Origin of the sequence: Leisingera sp. M658 (assembly GCF_025144145.1) — a bacterium.
Lineage (GTDB): Bacteria > Pseudomonadota > Alphaproteobacteria > Rhodobacterales > Rhodobacteraceae > Leisingera.
In genome coordinates this window covers 1612346-1626545 of record NZ_CP083546.1, presented here as the reverse complement: position 1 = coordinate 1626545, position 14200 = coordinate 1612346, and the positions used below count along the sequence as shown (strand labels likewise).

15 protein-coding genes are annotated in these 14200 nt (G+C 62.8%); 7 read left to right on the top strand and 8 right to left on the bottom strand.

Going from position 1 to position 14200, the window contains the following annotated elements:
* Window positions 1–79 precede the first annotated feature (79 nt).
* The gene (gene purC, locus K3724_RS08160) at window positions 80–841 is read right to left on the bottom strand and encodes a phosphoribosylaminoimidazolesuccinocarboxamide synthase (RefSeq protein ID WP_259991698.1); all 762 of its coding nucleotides are present in this window, start codon (window positions 839–841) and stop codon (window positions 80–82) included.
* 260 nt (window positions 842–1101) lie between these two features.
* Between purC and K3724_RS08155 the strand changes: the two genes are divergently transcribed.
* From K3724_RS08155 to bmt, 3 genes are all read left to right on the top strand, one after another.
* Entirely contained in the window at window positions 1102–1419 is a 318-nt protein-coding gene (locus K3724_RS08155) for a DUF1476 domain-containing protein (RefSeq protein WP_259991696.1), read from the top strand.
* A gap of 229 nt (window positions 1420–1648) precedes the next feature.
* Entirely contained in the window at window positions 1649–3538 is a 1890-nt protein-coding gene (locus K3724_RS08150) for a phosphatidylglycerol lysyltransferase domain-containing protein (RefSeq protein WP_259991694.1), read from the top strand.
* Between the two features lie 67 nt (window positions 3539–3605).
* Window positions 3606–4625: a betaine--homocysteine S-methyltransferase gene (gene bmt, locus K3724_RS08145; protein ID WP_259991692.1), complete on the top strand. Its 1020-nt coding sequence runs from the start codon at window positions 3606–3608 to the stop codon at window positions 4623–4625.
* A 241-nt stretch (window positions 4626–4866) separates the two neighbouring features.
* Here bmt and K3724_RS08140 read toward each other — a convergent pair whose 3' ends face one another.
* Window positions 4867–5145 (bottom strand): acylphosphatase, encoded by a 279-nt coding sequence (locus K3724_RS08140; protein ID WP_259991690.1) that lies wholly within the window; start codon window positions 5143–5145, stop codon window positions 4867–4869.
* 72 nt (window positions 5146–5217) lie between these two features.
* Entirely contained in the window at window positions 5218–6270 is a 1053-nt protein-coding gene (locus tag K3724_RS08135; RefSeq protein WP_259991688.1) for a PA0069 family radical SAM protein, read from the bottom strand.
* A 251-nt stretch (window positions 6271–6521) separates the two neighbouring features.
* Here K3724_RS08135 and K3724_RS08130 point away from each other — a divergent pair, with 251 nt between their 5' ends.
* A complete protein-coding gene (locus K3724_RS08130; RefSeq protein WP_129371145.1) occupies window positions 6522–7220 on the top strand; it encodes a B12-binding domain-containing protein in 699 nt (232 codons plus the stop codon).
* Window position 7221: 1 nt separating this feature from the next.
* Window positions 7222–7932, top strand: coding sequence for a DUF1638 domain-containing protein (locus K3724_RS08125; protein WP_259991685.1), 711 nt, complete (start codon window positions 7222–7224; stop codon window positions 7930–7932).
* 61 nt (window positions 7933–7993) lie between these two features.
* On the opposite strand, the gene K3724_RS08120 is transcribed toward K3724_RS08125, so the two are convergent.
* Window positions 7994–8404 carry a SufE family protein gene (locus K3724_RS08120; protein WP_259991684.1) on the bottom strand — a complete coding sequence of 137 codons (411 nt, stop codon included), beginning with the start codon at window positions 8402–8404 and terminating at the stop codon, window positions 7994–7996.
* Between the two features lie 133 nt (window positions 8405–8537).
* Here K3724_RS08120 and K3724_RS08115 point away from each other — a divergent pair, with 133 nt between their 5' ends.
* Window positions 8538–9050 carry a hypothetical protein gene (locus tag K3724_RS08115; RefSeq protein WP_259991682.1) on the top strand — a complete coding sequence of 171 codons (513 nt, stop codon included), beginning with the start codon at window positions 8538–8540 and terminating at the stop codon, window positions 9048–9050.
* A gap of 86 nt (window positions 9051–9136) precedes the next feature.
* Here K3724_RS08115 and rnd read toward each other — a convergent pair whose 3' ends face one another.
* The 4 genes from rnd to K3724_RS08095 all read right to left on the bottom strand — a co-directional run bounded on the left by rnd (window position 9137) and on the right by K3724_RS08095 (window position 13114).
* Window positions 9137–10294, bottom strand: coding sequence for a ribonuclease D (gene rnd / locus K3724_RS08110; RefSeq protein ID WP_129371149.1), 1158 nt, complete (start codon window positions 10292–10294; stop codon window positions 9137–9139).
* Between the two features lie 75 nt (window positions 10295–10369).
* Entirely contained in the window at window positions 10370–10966 is a 597-nt protein-coding gene (purN, locus tag K3724_RS08105) for a phosphoribosylglycinamide formyltransferase (protein WP_259991680.1), read from the bottom strand.
* Window positions 10963–12009, bottom strand: coding sequence for a phosphoribosylformylglycinamidine cyclo-ligase (gene purM, locus K3724_RS08100; protein WP_259991678.1), 1047 nt, complete (start codon window positions 12007–12009; stop codon window positions 10963–10965). The genes purN and purM overlap by 4 nt, the downstream gene beginning before the upstream one ends.
* 124 nt (window positions 12010–12133) lie before the next feature.
* Window positions 12134–13114, bottom strand: a complete 981-nt coding sequence (locus K3724_RS08095) for an MBL fold metallo-hydrolase (protein ID WP_259991676.1) — start codon at window positions 13112–13114, stop codon at window positions 12134–12136.
* Between the two features lie 120 nt (window positions 13115–13234).
* On the opposite strand from K3724_RS08095, the gene K3724_RS08090 reads away from it, so the two are divergent.
* The gene (locus tag K3724_RS08090) at window positions 13235–14170 is read left to right on the top strand and encodes a LysR family transcriptional regulator (protein WP_259991674.1); all 936 of its coding nucleotides are present in this window, start codon (window positions 13235–13237) and stop codon (window positions 14168–14170) included.
* Window positions 14171–14200: the final 30 nt, after the last annotated feature.

Below are 14200 nucleotides of genomic sequence, written 5' to 3'. Positions count from 1 at the left end.
TTCGGTGGCGAAGCCCCATCCAGGCTTCTTCTTTGCAAAAATACTCAAAATCCCGCCCTGTCCGCAGGGCGGGACCGTCTTAGTTGACCAGCGTCGGCTTGCCCGGCGCCGGCGGGTTGTTCGGCATCACGCCCAGGCGGCGCGCCACTTCGCTGTAGGCATCGGTCAGACTGCCCAGGTCGCGGCGGAACACGTCCTTGTCCAGCTTCTGGCCTGTCTTCACGTCCCACAGGCGGCAGCTGTCCGGGCTGATCTCGTCGGCGATCACCAGACGCTGGAAGTCGCCCTCATAGACGCGGCCGATCTCGATCTTGAAATCCACCAGACGGATGCCCACGGCAAGGAACACGCCGGACAGAAAGTCATTCACCCGCAGCGCCAGGCTCAGGACGTCGTCCATGTCCTGCTGGCTGGCCCAGCCAAAGGCGGCGATATGCTCTTCGGTGACCAGCGGATCGCCCAGGGCGTCGTCCTTATAGCAGTATTCCACAATCGGGCGCGGCAGCTGGGTGCCCTCGTCAATCCCGAGGCGCTTGGAGATCGAGCCTGCAGCATAATTGCGCACAATCACTTCCAGCGGAATGATCTCGCAGCTGCGCACCAGCTGCTCGCGCATATTCAAACGCTTCAGGAAATGGGTCGGCACACCGATCTGCCCCAGGCCCAGCATGAAAAACTCGCTCAGAATGTTATTCAGAACACCCTTGCCCTCGATCACGTCGTGCTTTTCAGCATTAAAGGCGGTGGCATCATCTTTGAAATACTGCACGATGGTGCCCGGCTCGGGACCTTCATACAGTGTTTTGGCCTTGCCTTCATAGATTTTCTTGCGACGCGCCATTGGGAGCCTTTCGGGTCAATGCCGGGAATCCGGCCCTGCGATGTGCCGCCCTCATAGTGCAAGGGGGCTTCAGCCGCAAGCTTGCTGCACGGGATCGCGCCCCTGCAGCTGCAGCCCCGGTAAGCGGCAGCCGCCGCCCGCGGCAGCCCACCCGCCTTGCGCCGGGCACAAAGGCTTTATCAAGAACAGTTTTTTCTTGCCCTCGGCAGGGATCATGCTCCTATCATTAGCTAGGTGCAAACGGTTAATGAGGATCAGTCATGACTACATTTGACGAACGCGAACAGGCGTTTGAGGCCAAATTCGCGCATGATGAGGAAATGCAGTTCAAAGCCCGTGCGCGGCGCAACAAGCTGGTCGGCCTTTGGGCGGCAGAGCTGCTGGGGAAAAGCGGCTCATCTGCCGCCGATTACGCCCAGTCCGTCGTTGCTGCTGATCTTGAGGAAGCCGGCCATGAGGATATCGTGCGCAAGCTGTCAGGCGACCTCGGCTCTCAGGCAAGCGAAACACAGATCCGCGGCAAACTGCAGGAACTGATGCCGCAGGCGCAGGCAGAAATTCTGAGCGAAGCCAGCTGATCACCCGGCCGGACCGCCAGTCCGGCCCGGCGCCTTCCGCCGCTTCCCGGCACGGAGCCCGCCGGCAGCGTCACCATGCGGCTGCCGCAACACCCTGCCTGCCTTGCCTATCCAATGATAGGGAAGGCCACTACGGTAATCAGCGCAGTTTTAGCGGTTAACTGATCTGCAAACAGCACCCGGTACACTGGCAGCCAAGGGCCTTTTGCGCTGCCTTCCAAGGATTGCCATGCTGTTTTCAAAATCCACCGCCCCCAGGCCGGCTGCGCGGCTGATCCGGCTGACCCTGCCTTTTCTGGTGATGGGGGGCTGTCTTTGGCTGCTGCAAACACAGACCGAATTGCCGCCGATGCGGGAGCTTGGTGCCATCCTGGGCAGTTTGCCCGCCTGGAAGTGGGGGGCCGCCGTATTGGCCACCGGCCTCAGCTTTTGGGCGCTGGGACGTTATGATTCCGTGGCCCACCGCCATCTTGGCACCGGTTTGGATGGTCCTGCAGCGCGGCGCGCAGGCATGGCCGCCATCGCTTTTTCGCAGACTGCCGGGTTTGGCCTGATCACCGGCAGCTATGCCCGCTGGCGCTTGCTGCCCGGCCTGTCGCCGCTGCAGGCTGGCCAGCTCACAGCATTGGTGGCTGTCACATTTTTGGCAGCACTTTCGGTAATCTGCGGTGCCGCGCTGATCCTGGCACCGCCGTCGCCGGGCCTGGCCTGGGCTGGCGGTGTGATCCTGGCCGCCGCCGCCAGCGTATCGGTCTTCAGCTTTCTGCATCCGCAAACACCGCTGTTCCGGCTGCGGCTGCGCTGGCCCTCGTTGACCGCAATGGCCGCTTTGGGGTTCTGGGCGGCCGTCGACGTCGCCGCCGCCGGCACAGCGTTGTGGCTGCTGCTGCCGGGCGGAATTGAAACATCCTGGGCGCAGCTGCTTACGGCCTATGCGATTGCGCTGGGGTTTGCAGTTGTGTCTTCAGCCCCCGGCGGGGCCGGCCCGTTTGAACTGGCGCTTTGCGCGCTGCTGCCTGCGGTCCCCGACCACAGTCTGATCGCCGGGCTGCTGGCCTTCCGTCTGGTCTATTATGCAGTGCCGGCGGTTCTGGCCGCCTTGCTGATGATCTATCCCGGACTGCTGCCGGCAAGGGCTGCAGCCGCCGGCGATACAGACCTGCTGGGCAGCCGCAGCCTGCCGCCAGCCGCCCTGCCCGGCAGCAGGGCATGCTCTGAAACCGGGATTATCCGGCAGAACGGCGGCCATGTGCAGATGTTTGGCCTGAACCGGATTGCGATGCTGGACAGCCCGCAGGCATCGATTGCGCTGTTTGATCCACTGTCGGGCCTTGCAGCCGAAACCTTTGCTCCGCTGGCCCGCCATGCCCAAACCCGCAACGCCGCCGCCTGCTATTACAAATGCAGCGGGCGCAGTGCGCTGCACGCCCGCAAGTCCGGCTGGCGCGTCCTGCTGATCGCCGAAGACGCGGTTTTAAACCCGCTTGAGTTTTCCGAGGGCGGTTCCTCCTGCCGCCAGTTGCGCCGCAAACTGCGTCATGCGGAGAAAGCAGGCATTGAGGTCTGCCGCGCCGCGGCCCGGCTGCCCTTTGATCAGATGCGGGACGCCGATGCAGCCTGGCAATCGGCCCATGGCGCCGCCTATGGCACCACGATGGGCCGGTTTGAACCTGGCTATCTGGCCGCCCAGGAGGTGATCCTGGCGTTCCGGGACGGGCAGCTGATCGGCTTTGCCAGCTTTCACACATCCGCCCGCGAATGGTGCCTGGATCTGATCCGGATGCGCCCTGATGTTCCGGACGGGACCGGCCATGCGCTGGTGCGGGCCGGCATAGCTGCCGCCGCAGCCGAAAGTATCCCGCGCTTGTCGCTGGCAGCCGTGCCCGGTCACCGCCTGGCCAAGGGCGTGGACCGGGGCCTGCGCCGGTTCAAGGCCAGCTTTGCGCCAAGGTGGGAGCCGCGCTATATGGCAGCCCCCAGCTGGCTGCAGATGGCGCTTTGCATCGGCGAGCTGCTGCGCCTGGTGCACCGCCCGCCCGCCGTGCAGCCCGCAGCCGCCGCAGCGCCCGCTCATAATGAAGATGAAGAAAATGAAATTGCCCTTGCCCGCCCGGCATGAGACAGGGGACACAGACCGATTTACCGCCCAGCCCGCCCGGGCGGCCTGCTGACACGGGATGAAACCGATGACAAACACTTTCAAACAGTTGCTGGAAACCAAAGACGCCCTGCTGGCGGATGGTGCAACAGGCACCAATCTGTTCGCCATGGGCCTGCAGTCCGGCGATGCGCCGGAACTGTGGAACGTGGACGAACCGCAGAAAATTCTGGCGCTGTACCAGGGCTCGGTTGATGCGGGCAGCGACCTGTTCCTGACCAACAGCTTCGGCGGCACTGCCGCGCGGCTGAAACTGCATGACGCTCAGAACCGCGTGCGCGAGTTGAACCGCATTGCTGCCGAACTGGGCCGCGAGGTGGCAGACAAGGCGGAACGCAAAATCGCCGTGGCCGGTTCCGTCGGCCCGACCGGAGAAATCTTTGAACCCATCGGTGACATGTCCCATGCCCTGGCGGTCGAGATGTTCCATGAGCAGGCTGACGCCCTGAAGGAGGGCGGCGCCGACGTTTTGTGGCTGGAGACCATTTCGGCACCGCAAGAATTCCGCGCCGCGGCTGAGGCCTTTAAACTGGCGGACATGCCCTGGTGCGGCACCATGAGCTTTGATACCGCAGGGCGGACCATGATGGGTGTGACCTCGGCGGATCTCACCCAGCTGGTGGAGGAATTCGACAATGCTCCGCTGGCCTTTGGCGCCAATTGCGGCACCGGTGCCTCGGACATCCTGCGCACTGTGCTCGGCTTTGCGGCGCAGGGCACTGAACGCCCGATCATCTCCAAGGGCAATGCCGGTATTCCGAAATATGTCGACGGCCACATCCATTACGACGGCACGCCCGAGCTGATGGGGGAATACGCAGTGATGGCCCGCGACTCGGGCGCCAGGATCATCGGCGGCTGCTGCGGCACCATGCCGGATCATCTGCGCGCAATGCGCGACGCTCTGGACAGCCGCCCGCGCGGCGACCGCCCGGCTCTTGAGAAAATCGTCGAAGTGCTTGGCCCCTTCACCTCCGACAGCGATGGTACCGGTGAAGACGCAAACGCAGGCGGTGAGCGCCGCACGCGCCGCCGCCGCCGCGCCTGATCTTTCGGGCCACCGCCACCGCGGACTATAGCGCGGCCAGTGGAAGCACCGGAATGCAAAATAACGGCGCCGCAATAGCCCTGCGGCGCCCCGCCCTTATGTCTCAGCCTGTTTTGGGCTCCAACGCGCCTCACAATCCCTCAGGATGTCCTGTCTGCACACGCATGTTATCTGCGCGACCGCCCGTATTACTTGCGCAGCAAGCCCCAGCACAGGACGCCAGCCGCCTGTTCACACCGGCCTAGCGGACGATTGTGAAGCCGCTCACTTCAGGGTCGGGAACTGTCCGTTCGGTCAGCACATCCTTCACCGCGGCGGCGCCAGGCCCACGGCCCATCCGGCGCACCATATCGGCGACGCCAGCGGCCGGCCCCATCAGCAACGCCCGCACCGACCCGTCCGGCTCATTCCGGATCCAGCCGGACAGGCCGTGGCGCAACGCCTCTGCCCTGGCCCAGGTGCGGAACGCCACACCCTGCACGCGGCCGGTGACACGTGCCTTCACTGCGACAGCAGTCATAGCACACCTTCCTTTCAATCATGAATGATCACAGCCTAGCACAAAAAGCCGCTCCTCAGGATCAAAGGCGGATCAAAACAACGCCAACTGGTCGCCCGGCTGCGGCGGCCTGGCAAACAGATCGCATCGCAGATCCGGTGTCCGCTCCTTCAGCCCCAGCCGCCGGCAGGCTGCCTTAAACCGCTGCGCAATCATTTCGGCATAACGCCCCTCGCCGCGCATTCTGTGGCCCCAGCGCGGGTCGTAGTCGCGCCCGCCATGCATTTCCCGCAACCGCGCCATTACCTTGGCCGCACGGCCAGGCTCGTGCTTGCCCAGCCATTCCTGCCACAGCTCCGACACCTCCCGCGGCAGCCGCAGCATGATCCAGCTGGCGGCATCCGCACCCGCCTCCGCCCCGGCTGCCAGCAGCGCCTCCAGCTCATGATCGGTCAGCCCCGGCAAGACAGGGGAGGTCATCACCCGCACCGGCACCCCCGCCTGCGTCAGCCGCCGGATGGCGGCCAGACGGCGGGCTGGCAAAGGGGCCCGCGGCTCCATCCGGCGGGACAGTTCCGGGTCCAGCGTGGTAACGGAAACCCCCACCCGCACAAGCCCTTTGGCAGCCATCGGCGCCAGGATATCCAGGTCCCGCTCCACCATCGCACCCTTGGTGACGATCGCCACAGGATGATTGAAATCCCGCAAAACCTCCAAGCAGCTGCGGGTGATGCGATGGTCCCGCTCGCACGGCTGATACGGGTCGGTATTGGTGCCTAGCGCCAGCACGGCCGCCTTGTAACGCGGCGCCGACAGTTCGTTTCGCAGCACCGCGGCCGCATTGGGGCGTGCGACCAGCCGGGTCTCAAAATCCAAACCCGGCGACAGGCCAAGATAGGCATGGCTGGGCCGCGCAAAACAATAGATGCAACCATGCTCGCATCCCCGGTAAGGGTTGATGGAGCGGTCAAACGGCAGATCCGGCGACCGGTTGTAACTGATCAGCGACCGCGCCGTCTCGTGCCGCACTTCAGTGGGAATCACCTCCGTATCCGGTTCTGGCAACCAGCCATCATCTACTTGGCAACGGTCCAAATCGAACCGCCCTGCCGCATTGCTGAGACTGGCACGCGCTTTGCGTCGCATGGGCTGGGAACCGTCCTGATAAGGCATTGCCGCACTATGCACCCGCAGCAAGAACAAATAAAGAACAAATGCGCAGAACTGAAGATTTTCATGCATAATCCGCATTACCAAATCATCGAATTTCCTCTTATACGTCGGTTCGGACAATAGCTATGTCGCAAACAATGCAGTCCCGGGGCGTCATTCTGTCACAAAAGTCCCAAAACTAGGCCAACACGAGGCACGCCGCCCCGTAAGCAAGGAATATGCGAATGTCGGACGAAGAAGACATCATCCTGTCGGAACTCGATGACGAGGAACTTGTTCAGCAGATGTTTGACGACCTCTATGATGGTCTCAAAGAGGAAATCGAAGAAGGCGTTGGCATTCTTCTCTCGCGCGACTGGGCGCCGTATGATGTTCTGACCAAGGCTCTGGTAGGCGGCATGACCATCGTTGGCGCCGACTTCCGCGACGGCATCTTGTTCGTCCCCGAGGTTCTGCTGGCGGCCAACGCGATGAAGGGCGGCATGGCCATCCTGAAACCGCTGCTGGCTGCAACCGGCGCCCCGCAGGTGGGTTCGATGGTAATCGGCACCGTCAAAGGCGACATCCACGACATCGGCAAAAACCTGGTTTCGATGATGATGGAAGGCGCGGGCTTTGAAGTTGTCGATCTGGGCATCAACAACCCGGTCGAAAATTACCTGGAAGCCCTGGGTGAGCACAAGCCGGACATCCTTGGCATGTCAGCTCTTCTGACCACCACCATGCCCTACATGAAGGTGGTGATCGACACCATGGTCGAGCAAGGCCTGCGTGATGATTACATCGTGCTTGTTGGCGGCGCGCCGCTGAACGAAGAGTTCGGCAAGGCAATCGGCGCCGACGGTTATTGCCGTGACGCCGCCGTGGCTGTGGAAATGGCCAAGGATATGGTGGCCCGCAAGCACAACTCGATGAGCGCCTGATTTGGCACGCAAAGGACGCGCAGCCCGCTTGACCGAGCGGGCTGCCTTCCGCCCCCCCACCGGGCGGACGCTTGAGGAAACATCCCTCACCGAACAGGGCTTGGCTGCCCCTGAAAAGAAATCCGGCCGCATCCTGCTGATCGCCTGTGGCGCGCTTGCGCGCGAGATCCTTGATATCAAGGAGAAAAACGGGCTGGATCACATCGACCTCACTTGCCTGCCCGCCAAACTGCACCTCTATCCGGACCAGATTGTCGATGCCGTCGACGGCGCCGTAGCCAAACACTCAGCCGTTTATGACAAGATCTTCGTGGTCTATGCTGATTGCGGAACCGGCGGTGCGCTGGAACGCAAATGCGCAGAGCTGGGCGTTGAAATGGTGGCAGGCCCGCATTGCTATTCCTTTTTTGAAGGCAATGAGGCCTTCGCCGCCCATGCGGATGCAGGCGAAATCACTGCCTTTTACCTGACCGATTTCCTGGTCAAGCAATTCGATGCCTTTATCTGGCGCCCAATGGGCATAGACAAGAACCCCGAATTGCGGGACATGGTGTTCGGCAATTACACCAAACTGGTCTACCAGTCGCAGATCAGCGACCCCAAGCTGGTGGAAAAGGCGCGCGACTGCGCGGACCGCATGGGTCTGGAATTCGAACACCGCCACACCGGCTATGGCGATCTGGAAACCACGCTTTCAGGCTGGGCAGGCTAGCCTTTCATCTTTCCTGAAATACTCCGGGGAGCGCGAGGGGCCGGCCCCTCGCCCTGCTGCCTCAGGCCTGGGCCATCGCGGTTTCGCGGATCCGCTCGATCATCGACCGCAACCCGTTTGAGCGTTGCGAAGACAGATGATCGTTCAGCCCAAGCCGTCCCAGCTCTGCCTTGGCATCCACGGCCACCACGTCCTTATACCCCAGACCATTGTACAGGCAGCGCAGCACCGCAATCAGTCCGCGCACAATCATCGCATCGCTGTCGCCGTCGAACCGGAACTCTCCGCCGTCGATCGTGGCATGCAGCCAGACCTGGCTGGCGCAGCCGTCGACCTTGGTTGCGGGCACTTTCAGCGCGTCGTCCAGCGGCTGCATCGCCTTGCCCAGATCGATGACATGGCGGTAGCGGTCCTCCCAGTCCTCCATGAACTCAAAGTCTTCCACGATCTCTTCAAAGGCGGCAGTGGCCATTATCGTCCATCCTCAAAACCCGCATCCGGTGCAGATCAGCACCTAAGCCCCTGCCCGCCCCATTTCAACCGCTTTTCAAGCCGCGGCCAATCGGGTAATCCGTTGCAAAGACATTTTGAATGGGCGGGGACAGATGCATAAACCATTGGCTCTTACATTGGCCTGCGCGCTGATGCTGGCAGGCTGCGGCGGCTGGAAACAGTCGCGGATCAACCCGTCCAACTGGTTCGGCAGCTCCGCGCCTGCCGAAGCGCCGGTGGCGGAAAACACCAACCCGCTGCTGCCGCAAGACAGCAATGCCCGCGGCATCTTTGCCCGGCCTGAGCCCAAGGATACCACTGTCCTGGCCGGCCAGATCACCGAAATGCGGATCGAACGCACCGCATCCGGCGCCATCATCTATGCAACGGCCATTGCCAGCCGCCAGGGCGCCTATGACGTTGTTCTGCGCCCCGCCGACAGCAGTGAAGAGGGCGTCCTGAGCTTGGATTTCCGGGTGGTCTACCCGGAAACCAGCACCGCAACCGGCAGTGAATTCAGCCGCACCATCCATGCCGCCCGCACGGTCACAAATCAGGACTTGGCCGGTATCCGCACCGTGCGTGTGAATGGCGCGCAGAATGCCCGCGAAAGCCGCCGCCGCTGATTTCAAGACCGACCGATAAGAAAAACGCCCGCAGGATTTGCGGGCGTTTTTCTTTTTTTAGAATTGCTTACAGCGGCTGGGGCGTCTTACAGCTCCACAACCTTTACGTCCTGCCCCTTGGCAGCAAGACCGATCTTGCCGTCACACAGACGCAGCGCATCGGCGCCGAACACTTCATGCCGCCAGCCGTTAAGGGCCGGGACATCGCGCAGCCCCGCAGCAATAGCGTCCAGGTCCGCGCTGGGGGCGATCAGCTTGGCCGCCACGCCCTCCGCTTCGGTCTTGGCCTTCAACAGCACCCGCAACAGATCCGCCAGCGCCGGGTTTACCTGCAGCTTTTCCTTGCTGCGGTCCATCTTGGGGTGGTCTTCGGGCGGGCAGTCAGCCCCCTTGGCCACGGCCGCCAGGATCCCTTCGGCAATCGCACCTTTGCGCGCCTCGCGCAACAGCAGGCGGGATCCGCCCAGATCGCCGGGATTGCGCGGTTTGGTCGAGGCCAGCTCCACCAGCGCGTCATCTTTGAACACCCGGTTACGCGGCACATTGTTGGATTGCGCATAGGTTTCGCGGAACGCCGCCAATTCGCGCACAACCGCCAGAAACTTGCCCGAGGAGGTCCGGGTTTTGACCCGTTTCCAAGCGTCCTGGGGCTGAATGTCATAGGTCGCCGGGTCAGTCAGCACCTGCAGTTCCTCGGTCACCCAATGGGCGCGTCCGCTCTTTTGCAATTCCGCGGCCAGGAACTCATAAATCTTGCGCAGATGGGTCACATCGGCCAGCGCATAAGTCTTTTGCGCCTCGCTCAGAGGGCGGCGCGACCAGTCGGTAAAGCGCGATGTCTTGTCGACGCCCAGCTTGACGATCTTGCGCACCAGCGTTTCATAGCCCGCCTGATCGCCAAAGCCGCAGACCATCGCCGCCACCTGAGTGTCGAACAGCGGCTTGGGAAAGACGTTCGCATCGACCCAGAAGATTTCCAGATCCTGACGGGCAGCGTGGAACACTTTGACCACGTTCTCGTCGCGGAACAGCGTATAAAGCGGCTCCAGCGAAATACCGTCGGCCAGCGGATCAACCAGAACCGCATCATTTTCGCCGTCGCCGGCAAAGGCCAGCTGGATCAAGCAGAGTTTGGAATAATAGGTCCGTTCCCGCAAAAACTCGGTATCCACCGTGACATAAGGATACTGTGCGGCGGTTTCGCAAAAGGCCTGCAGGTCTTCGGTGGTGGTCAGAGTTTTCATAAATTCCGGCTTTTCAATCTCATGTGGGCCGGGACGTGATACGCGCTTGTCCCGGGCAATGCAATCAGCCGGGCTTCAGCCCAGCTGAACCGGCGTCTTATCTCCCGCGGCGAAGCGGCGCAGCACAGCCGGATACAGAAGGTGTTCCTGCACCAGAACCCGGGCCGCCAGCGTATCCGGCGTGTCGTTTTCCAGAACCGGCACCCGTGCCTGGCCCAGAATGGGGCCGTCATCCAGACGCGGCGTCACCTCATGCACGGTGCAGCCGTGGTCAACATCGCCGGCCTCCAGCGCGCGGGCATGGGTATGCAGGCCCTTGTATTTCGGCAGCAAGGAGGGGTGGATGTTCAGCATCCGGCCTTCGAACTGCGACACGAACCCGGCGGTCAGCACCCGCATGAAACCCGCGAGGCAGACGATATCGGCGCCAGCCTCCAGGATCGGCTTCACCAGCTCCGCCTCAAAGGCAGCACGGTCGCCATCGAAAGGCCTATGATCCACGGCTGCGGTGGCAATTCCGGCGGCGGCGGCCTTTTTAAGACCGCCCGCTTCGGCATCATTGGACAGCACCAGACAGGGCCGGGCCGGATGATCGCCAGTCATGCTTTCAACCAGGGACACCATGTTGGAGCCCCCGCCCGAAACCAGTATGGCGACCTTCTTATGGCTCACAGCAGCTTGCCGGTATAACGCATGCCGGCGCCAGCGGTGACGGTGCCCAGGCGGGCCACGGTCTCGCCTTCGCCTTCCAGAATTCCTGTCAGCGCGTCAGCACGGTCGGCAGAAACCGACAGGATCATGCCGATGCCGCAGTTGAAGGTCTTCAGCATTTCCGCTTCGGCGATATTGCCGGTCTCTGCCATCCACTTGAACACGGGCGGCAGCTCCCAGGCGTTCAGGTCGATGTCGGCGCCCAGATCCTCGGGCAGAACCCGCGGCAGGTTTTCTGTCAGGCCGCCGCCGGTGATATGGGCCAGCGCATGCACGCCCCCTGCCCGCACCGCGGCCAGGCATTGTTTGACATAGAGCCGTGTCGGGGTCAGCAGTGCGGCGCCCAGGGTGCCTTCGCCAAACGGGCAGTCCGCATCCCAGCCGAGGCCGGAAACGTCTACCAGCTTGCGCACCAATGAGTAGCCGTTGGAGTGCACCCCGTCAGAGGCCAGGCCCAGCAGCACGTCGCCCTCGGCCACGCCTTCGGGCAGCGCCGTGCCGCGCTCCATCGCGCCGACAGCAAAGCCTGCGAGGTCGAAATCGCCTTCCGGGTACATGCCGGGCATTTCAGCCGTCTCACCGCCGATCAGCGCGCAGCCCGAGCGCACACATCCCTCGGCGATGCCTTCGATGATGCGTGCCGCAACTTCGGTTTCCAGCTTGCCGGTGGCAAAATAGTCGAGGAAGAACAGCGGCTCGGCGCCCTGGCAGACCAGATCATTGACGCACATCGCCACCAGGTCGATGCCAACGCCGTCCACCACGCCGGTGTCGATGGCGATCCGCAGCTTGGTGCCGACACCATCGGTGGCGCCGACCAGGATCGGGTCATTGTATCCAGCAGCCTTCAGATCGAACAGCGCGCCAAAGCCGCCTAGCCCGCTGGCCACGCCAGAGCGGTTGGTGCGCTTGGCGGCCGGCTTGATCCGGTCGACCAGGGCGTTGCCCGCATCAATGTCCACACCTGCGTCTGCATAGGTCAAGCCGTTCTTGCCGCTGGTCATCACTTGGCTCCTTCAAATCGGTTGCGCAGCCTTTAGCGCAAGGCGCATCAGAAGGGAACTAGGGAATCTGCTGCGCCATCCCGGACGGCGCAGCAGGGTGGTTTTCACGACAGTACCGCCAATCTCAGATACCAAACTGCCAGGGTGCCGCCTGATAGGCATAGGCATCGCCTTGGCGCAGCACCCGGCCCAGCGCCGGGAAATCCAGATGCGCGCCGGTGACCAGCAGATTATCCGCTGCCGCCCGGTCCAGCATCCGCCGCCGGGTCGCCGCCGTCTGCGCGGGGTCTGTGTCAAAGGCGACGGTCCAGTCCGGCAGGGCAAATTGCAGCGCGGCGCTGTGAATCAGGTCGCCCCAGAACAACAGCCCCTCGCCGCCCGCATCCAGCATGAAGCCGGTGTGGCCCGGCGTATGGCCCGGCAGCTCCAGCGCAGTGAAACCGGGAGCGGCTTCTTCCTCTCCCTGCAGCAATTTCAGCCGGCCGGCATAAGGCGCCACGGAATTGCGGGCCATGTCAAAGAAGCCGCGGCTGGCCTCGGGCACCCCGGCCAGGATCCCGTCATCATGCCAGAAATCCCATTCCCGCTGCGCGACCACCAGTTCGGCATTGGCAAAAACCCCGGCTCCGTCCGCGGTGATCAGCCCGCCGGAATGGTCCGGGTGAATATGGGTCAGCAGCACCGTATTGATGCTCTCAGGCGTCACGCCCGCTGCCGCCAGACCGGCTCCCAGCGCGCCAAGCCCCGGCCCCATCAGCTGGGCAGTGCCGGTGTCGATCAGAAGCTTCTGCCCGCCGCGCTCCACCAGATAGCCGTTGACCGGGATCTGCAGCGCGCCGTCCTGCAACCGGTGCAGCCCCTGCGCCAGAACGGGTTCGGATTTAGCCGCGTCGTAATCATTGAACAGCTGCGTCCCCAGCGGAAGATGCCCGTCCAGAAGAACCGTGATCCGGGCATCTCCCAAAGTGAAAGAATGCGTAACTGGCGCCGCCTCTGCTGCCCCTGACGCAGCCATAGCAGCGCCGCCGCCCCAAAACCCGCCTGCCAGTGCCGCCGCCGGAGCCGCCGCAAGCCCGTTCAAAAATACCCTGCGATTGATTGTCATAAGAAACTCCGATATCCAATTGAGGAGAATTTTCCTGTGAGCCGGAAATAACCCTGATGGTCCGGTACTTACAGCCCAGCAGATCCGATAGCAGTTATAAGCAACACTGATAGGCATCCGATGGACCGGTTCACCCTGCTTGAGACATTTACCATTGCCCTGGACGAAGGCAGCCTGAACCGGGCCGCCCAGCGCCGCGGTATCAGCCAATCCGCAGTCAGCCAGCAGATCAAGCAACTGGAGACCCTGACAGGCCAGCAATTGCTGCACCGCACCGCCAAGGGCATTCATGCCACCCGTGCGGGCGATCTGATCTACAGCCACGCGCAGACGCTGCTGTCCGGCTACAACCGGATGACGGCAGAGCTGGACGCGCTGGAGGGCAGTGTATCGGGCACTTTCCGCGTCAGCGTGAATTCTTTCCTCGGGCGCAGCGTGATCGGGCCGATGCTGCTGGAGCTGAACCAGCAGCACCCGGACTTGAATATCGTGATGCGGCTCGAGGACCGGCTGGTCGACGTGGTGCGCGAAGGCTACGATCTGGCGATCCGCACCGGGCGGCTGGGGGATACCGACGGGTTCGGACGCAAGATATCGACCTTGGAAACGGTGCTGTTTGCCACACCGGAATATCTAGACCGCGAAACCCGCCCGCAGAAACCGGAAGACCTGCAGCGGCTCAAATTCATCCAGCACCACGAGGACCAGACCCGCGGTTTCTTCCCGCTGCGCCGCGGCGGGCAGGAGTTTCCGGCGCCGGTGCAGGTCGGCTTTACCGCCGATGACCCGGATCTGATCATGCGGGCCGTCAGCAGCGGTACCGGTTTTACCCGCGCGCCCCGCTTCATGATCGAGGCGCAGCTTGCCGCTGGTGAATACGAACTGGTGCTGCCCGGCTATGAGGCGCCGCTCAAAGAAGTCTTTGCGGTCTACCCCTCCCGCCGCACCCCGGACCGGCGCCGGGATCTGACCATCGAGAACACGGTGGCGCGGCTGGAGGCACTGCACCGGCCCCGCACGGCAAATTCACCGGTGCGCCCTGCAATCACCGCTTGACCTCGCCCGTCCCATTTCCTAACCACGAAA

Excerpts from the sequence above, each read along its gene's own strand:
- purC (WP_259991698.1), bottom strand. The coding sequence starts at position 841 with ATGGCGCGTCGCAAGAAAATCTATGAAGGCAAGGCCAAAACACTGTAT.
- K3724_RS08155 (WP_259991696.1), top strand. The coding sequence starts at position 1,102 with ATGACTACATTTGACGAACGCGAACAGGCGTTTGAGGCCAAATTCGCG.
- K3724_RS08150 (WP_259991694.1), top strand. The coding sequence starts at position 1,649 with ATGCTGTTTTCAAAATCCACCGCCCCCAGGCCGGCTGCGCGGCTGATC.
- bmt (WP_259991692.1), top strand. The coding sequence starts at position 3,606 with ATGACAAACACTTTCAAACAGTTGCTGGAAACCAAAGACGCCCTGCTG.
- K3724_RS08140 (WP_259991690.1), bottom strand. The coding sequence starts at position 5,145 with ATGACTGCTGTCGCAGTGAAGGCACGTGTCACCGGCCGCGTGCAGGGT.
- K3724_RS08135 (WP_259991688.1), bottom strand. The coding sequence starts at position 6,270 with ATGCGACGCAAAGCGCGTGCCAGTCTCAGCAATGCGGCAGGGCGGTTC.
- K3724_RS08130 (WP_129371145.1), top strand. The coding sequence starts at position 6,522 with ATGTCGGACGAAGAAGACATCATCCTGTCGGAACTCGATGACGAGGAA.
- K3724_RS08120 (WP_259991684.1), bottom strand. The coding sequence starts at position 8,404 with ATGGCCACTGCCGCCTTTGAAGAGATCGTGGAAGACTTTGAGTTCATG.
- K3724_RS08115 (WP_259991682.1), top strand. The coding sequence starts at position 8,538 with ATGCATAAACCATTGGCTCTTACATTGGCCTGCGCGCTGATGCTGGCA.
- rnd (WP_129371149.1), bottom strand. The coding sequence starts at position 10,294 with ATGAAAACTCTGACCACCACCGAAGACCTGCAGGCCTTTTGCGAAACC.
- purM (WP_259991678.1), bottom strand. The coding sequence starts at position 12,009 with ATGACCAGCGGCAAGAACGGCTTGACCTATGCAGACGCAGGTGTGGAC.
- K3724_RS08095 (WP_259991676.1), bottom strand. The coding sequence starts at position 13,114 with ATGACAATCAATCGCAGGGTATTTTTGAACGGGCTTGCGGCGGCTCCG.
- K3724_RS08090 (WP_259991674.1), top strand. The coding sequence starts at position 13,235 with ATGGACCGGTTCACCCTGCTTGAGACATTTACCATTGCCCTGGACGAA.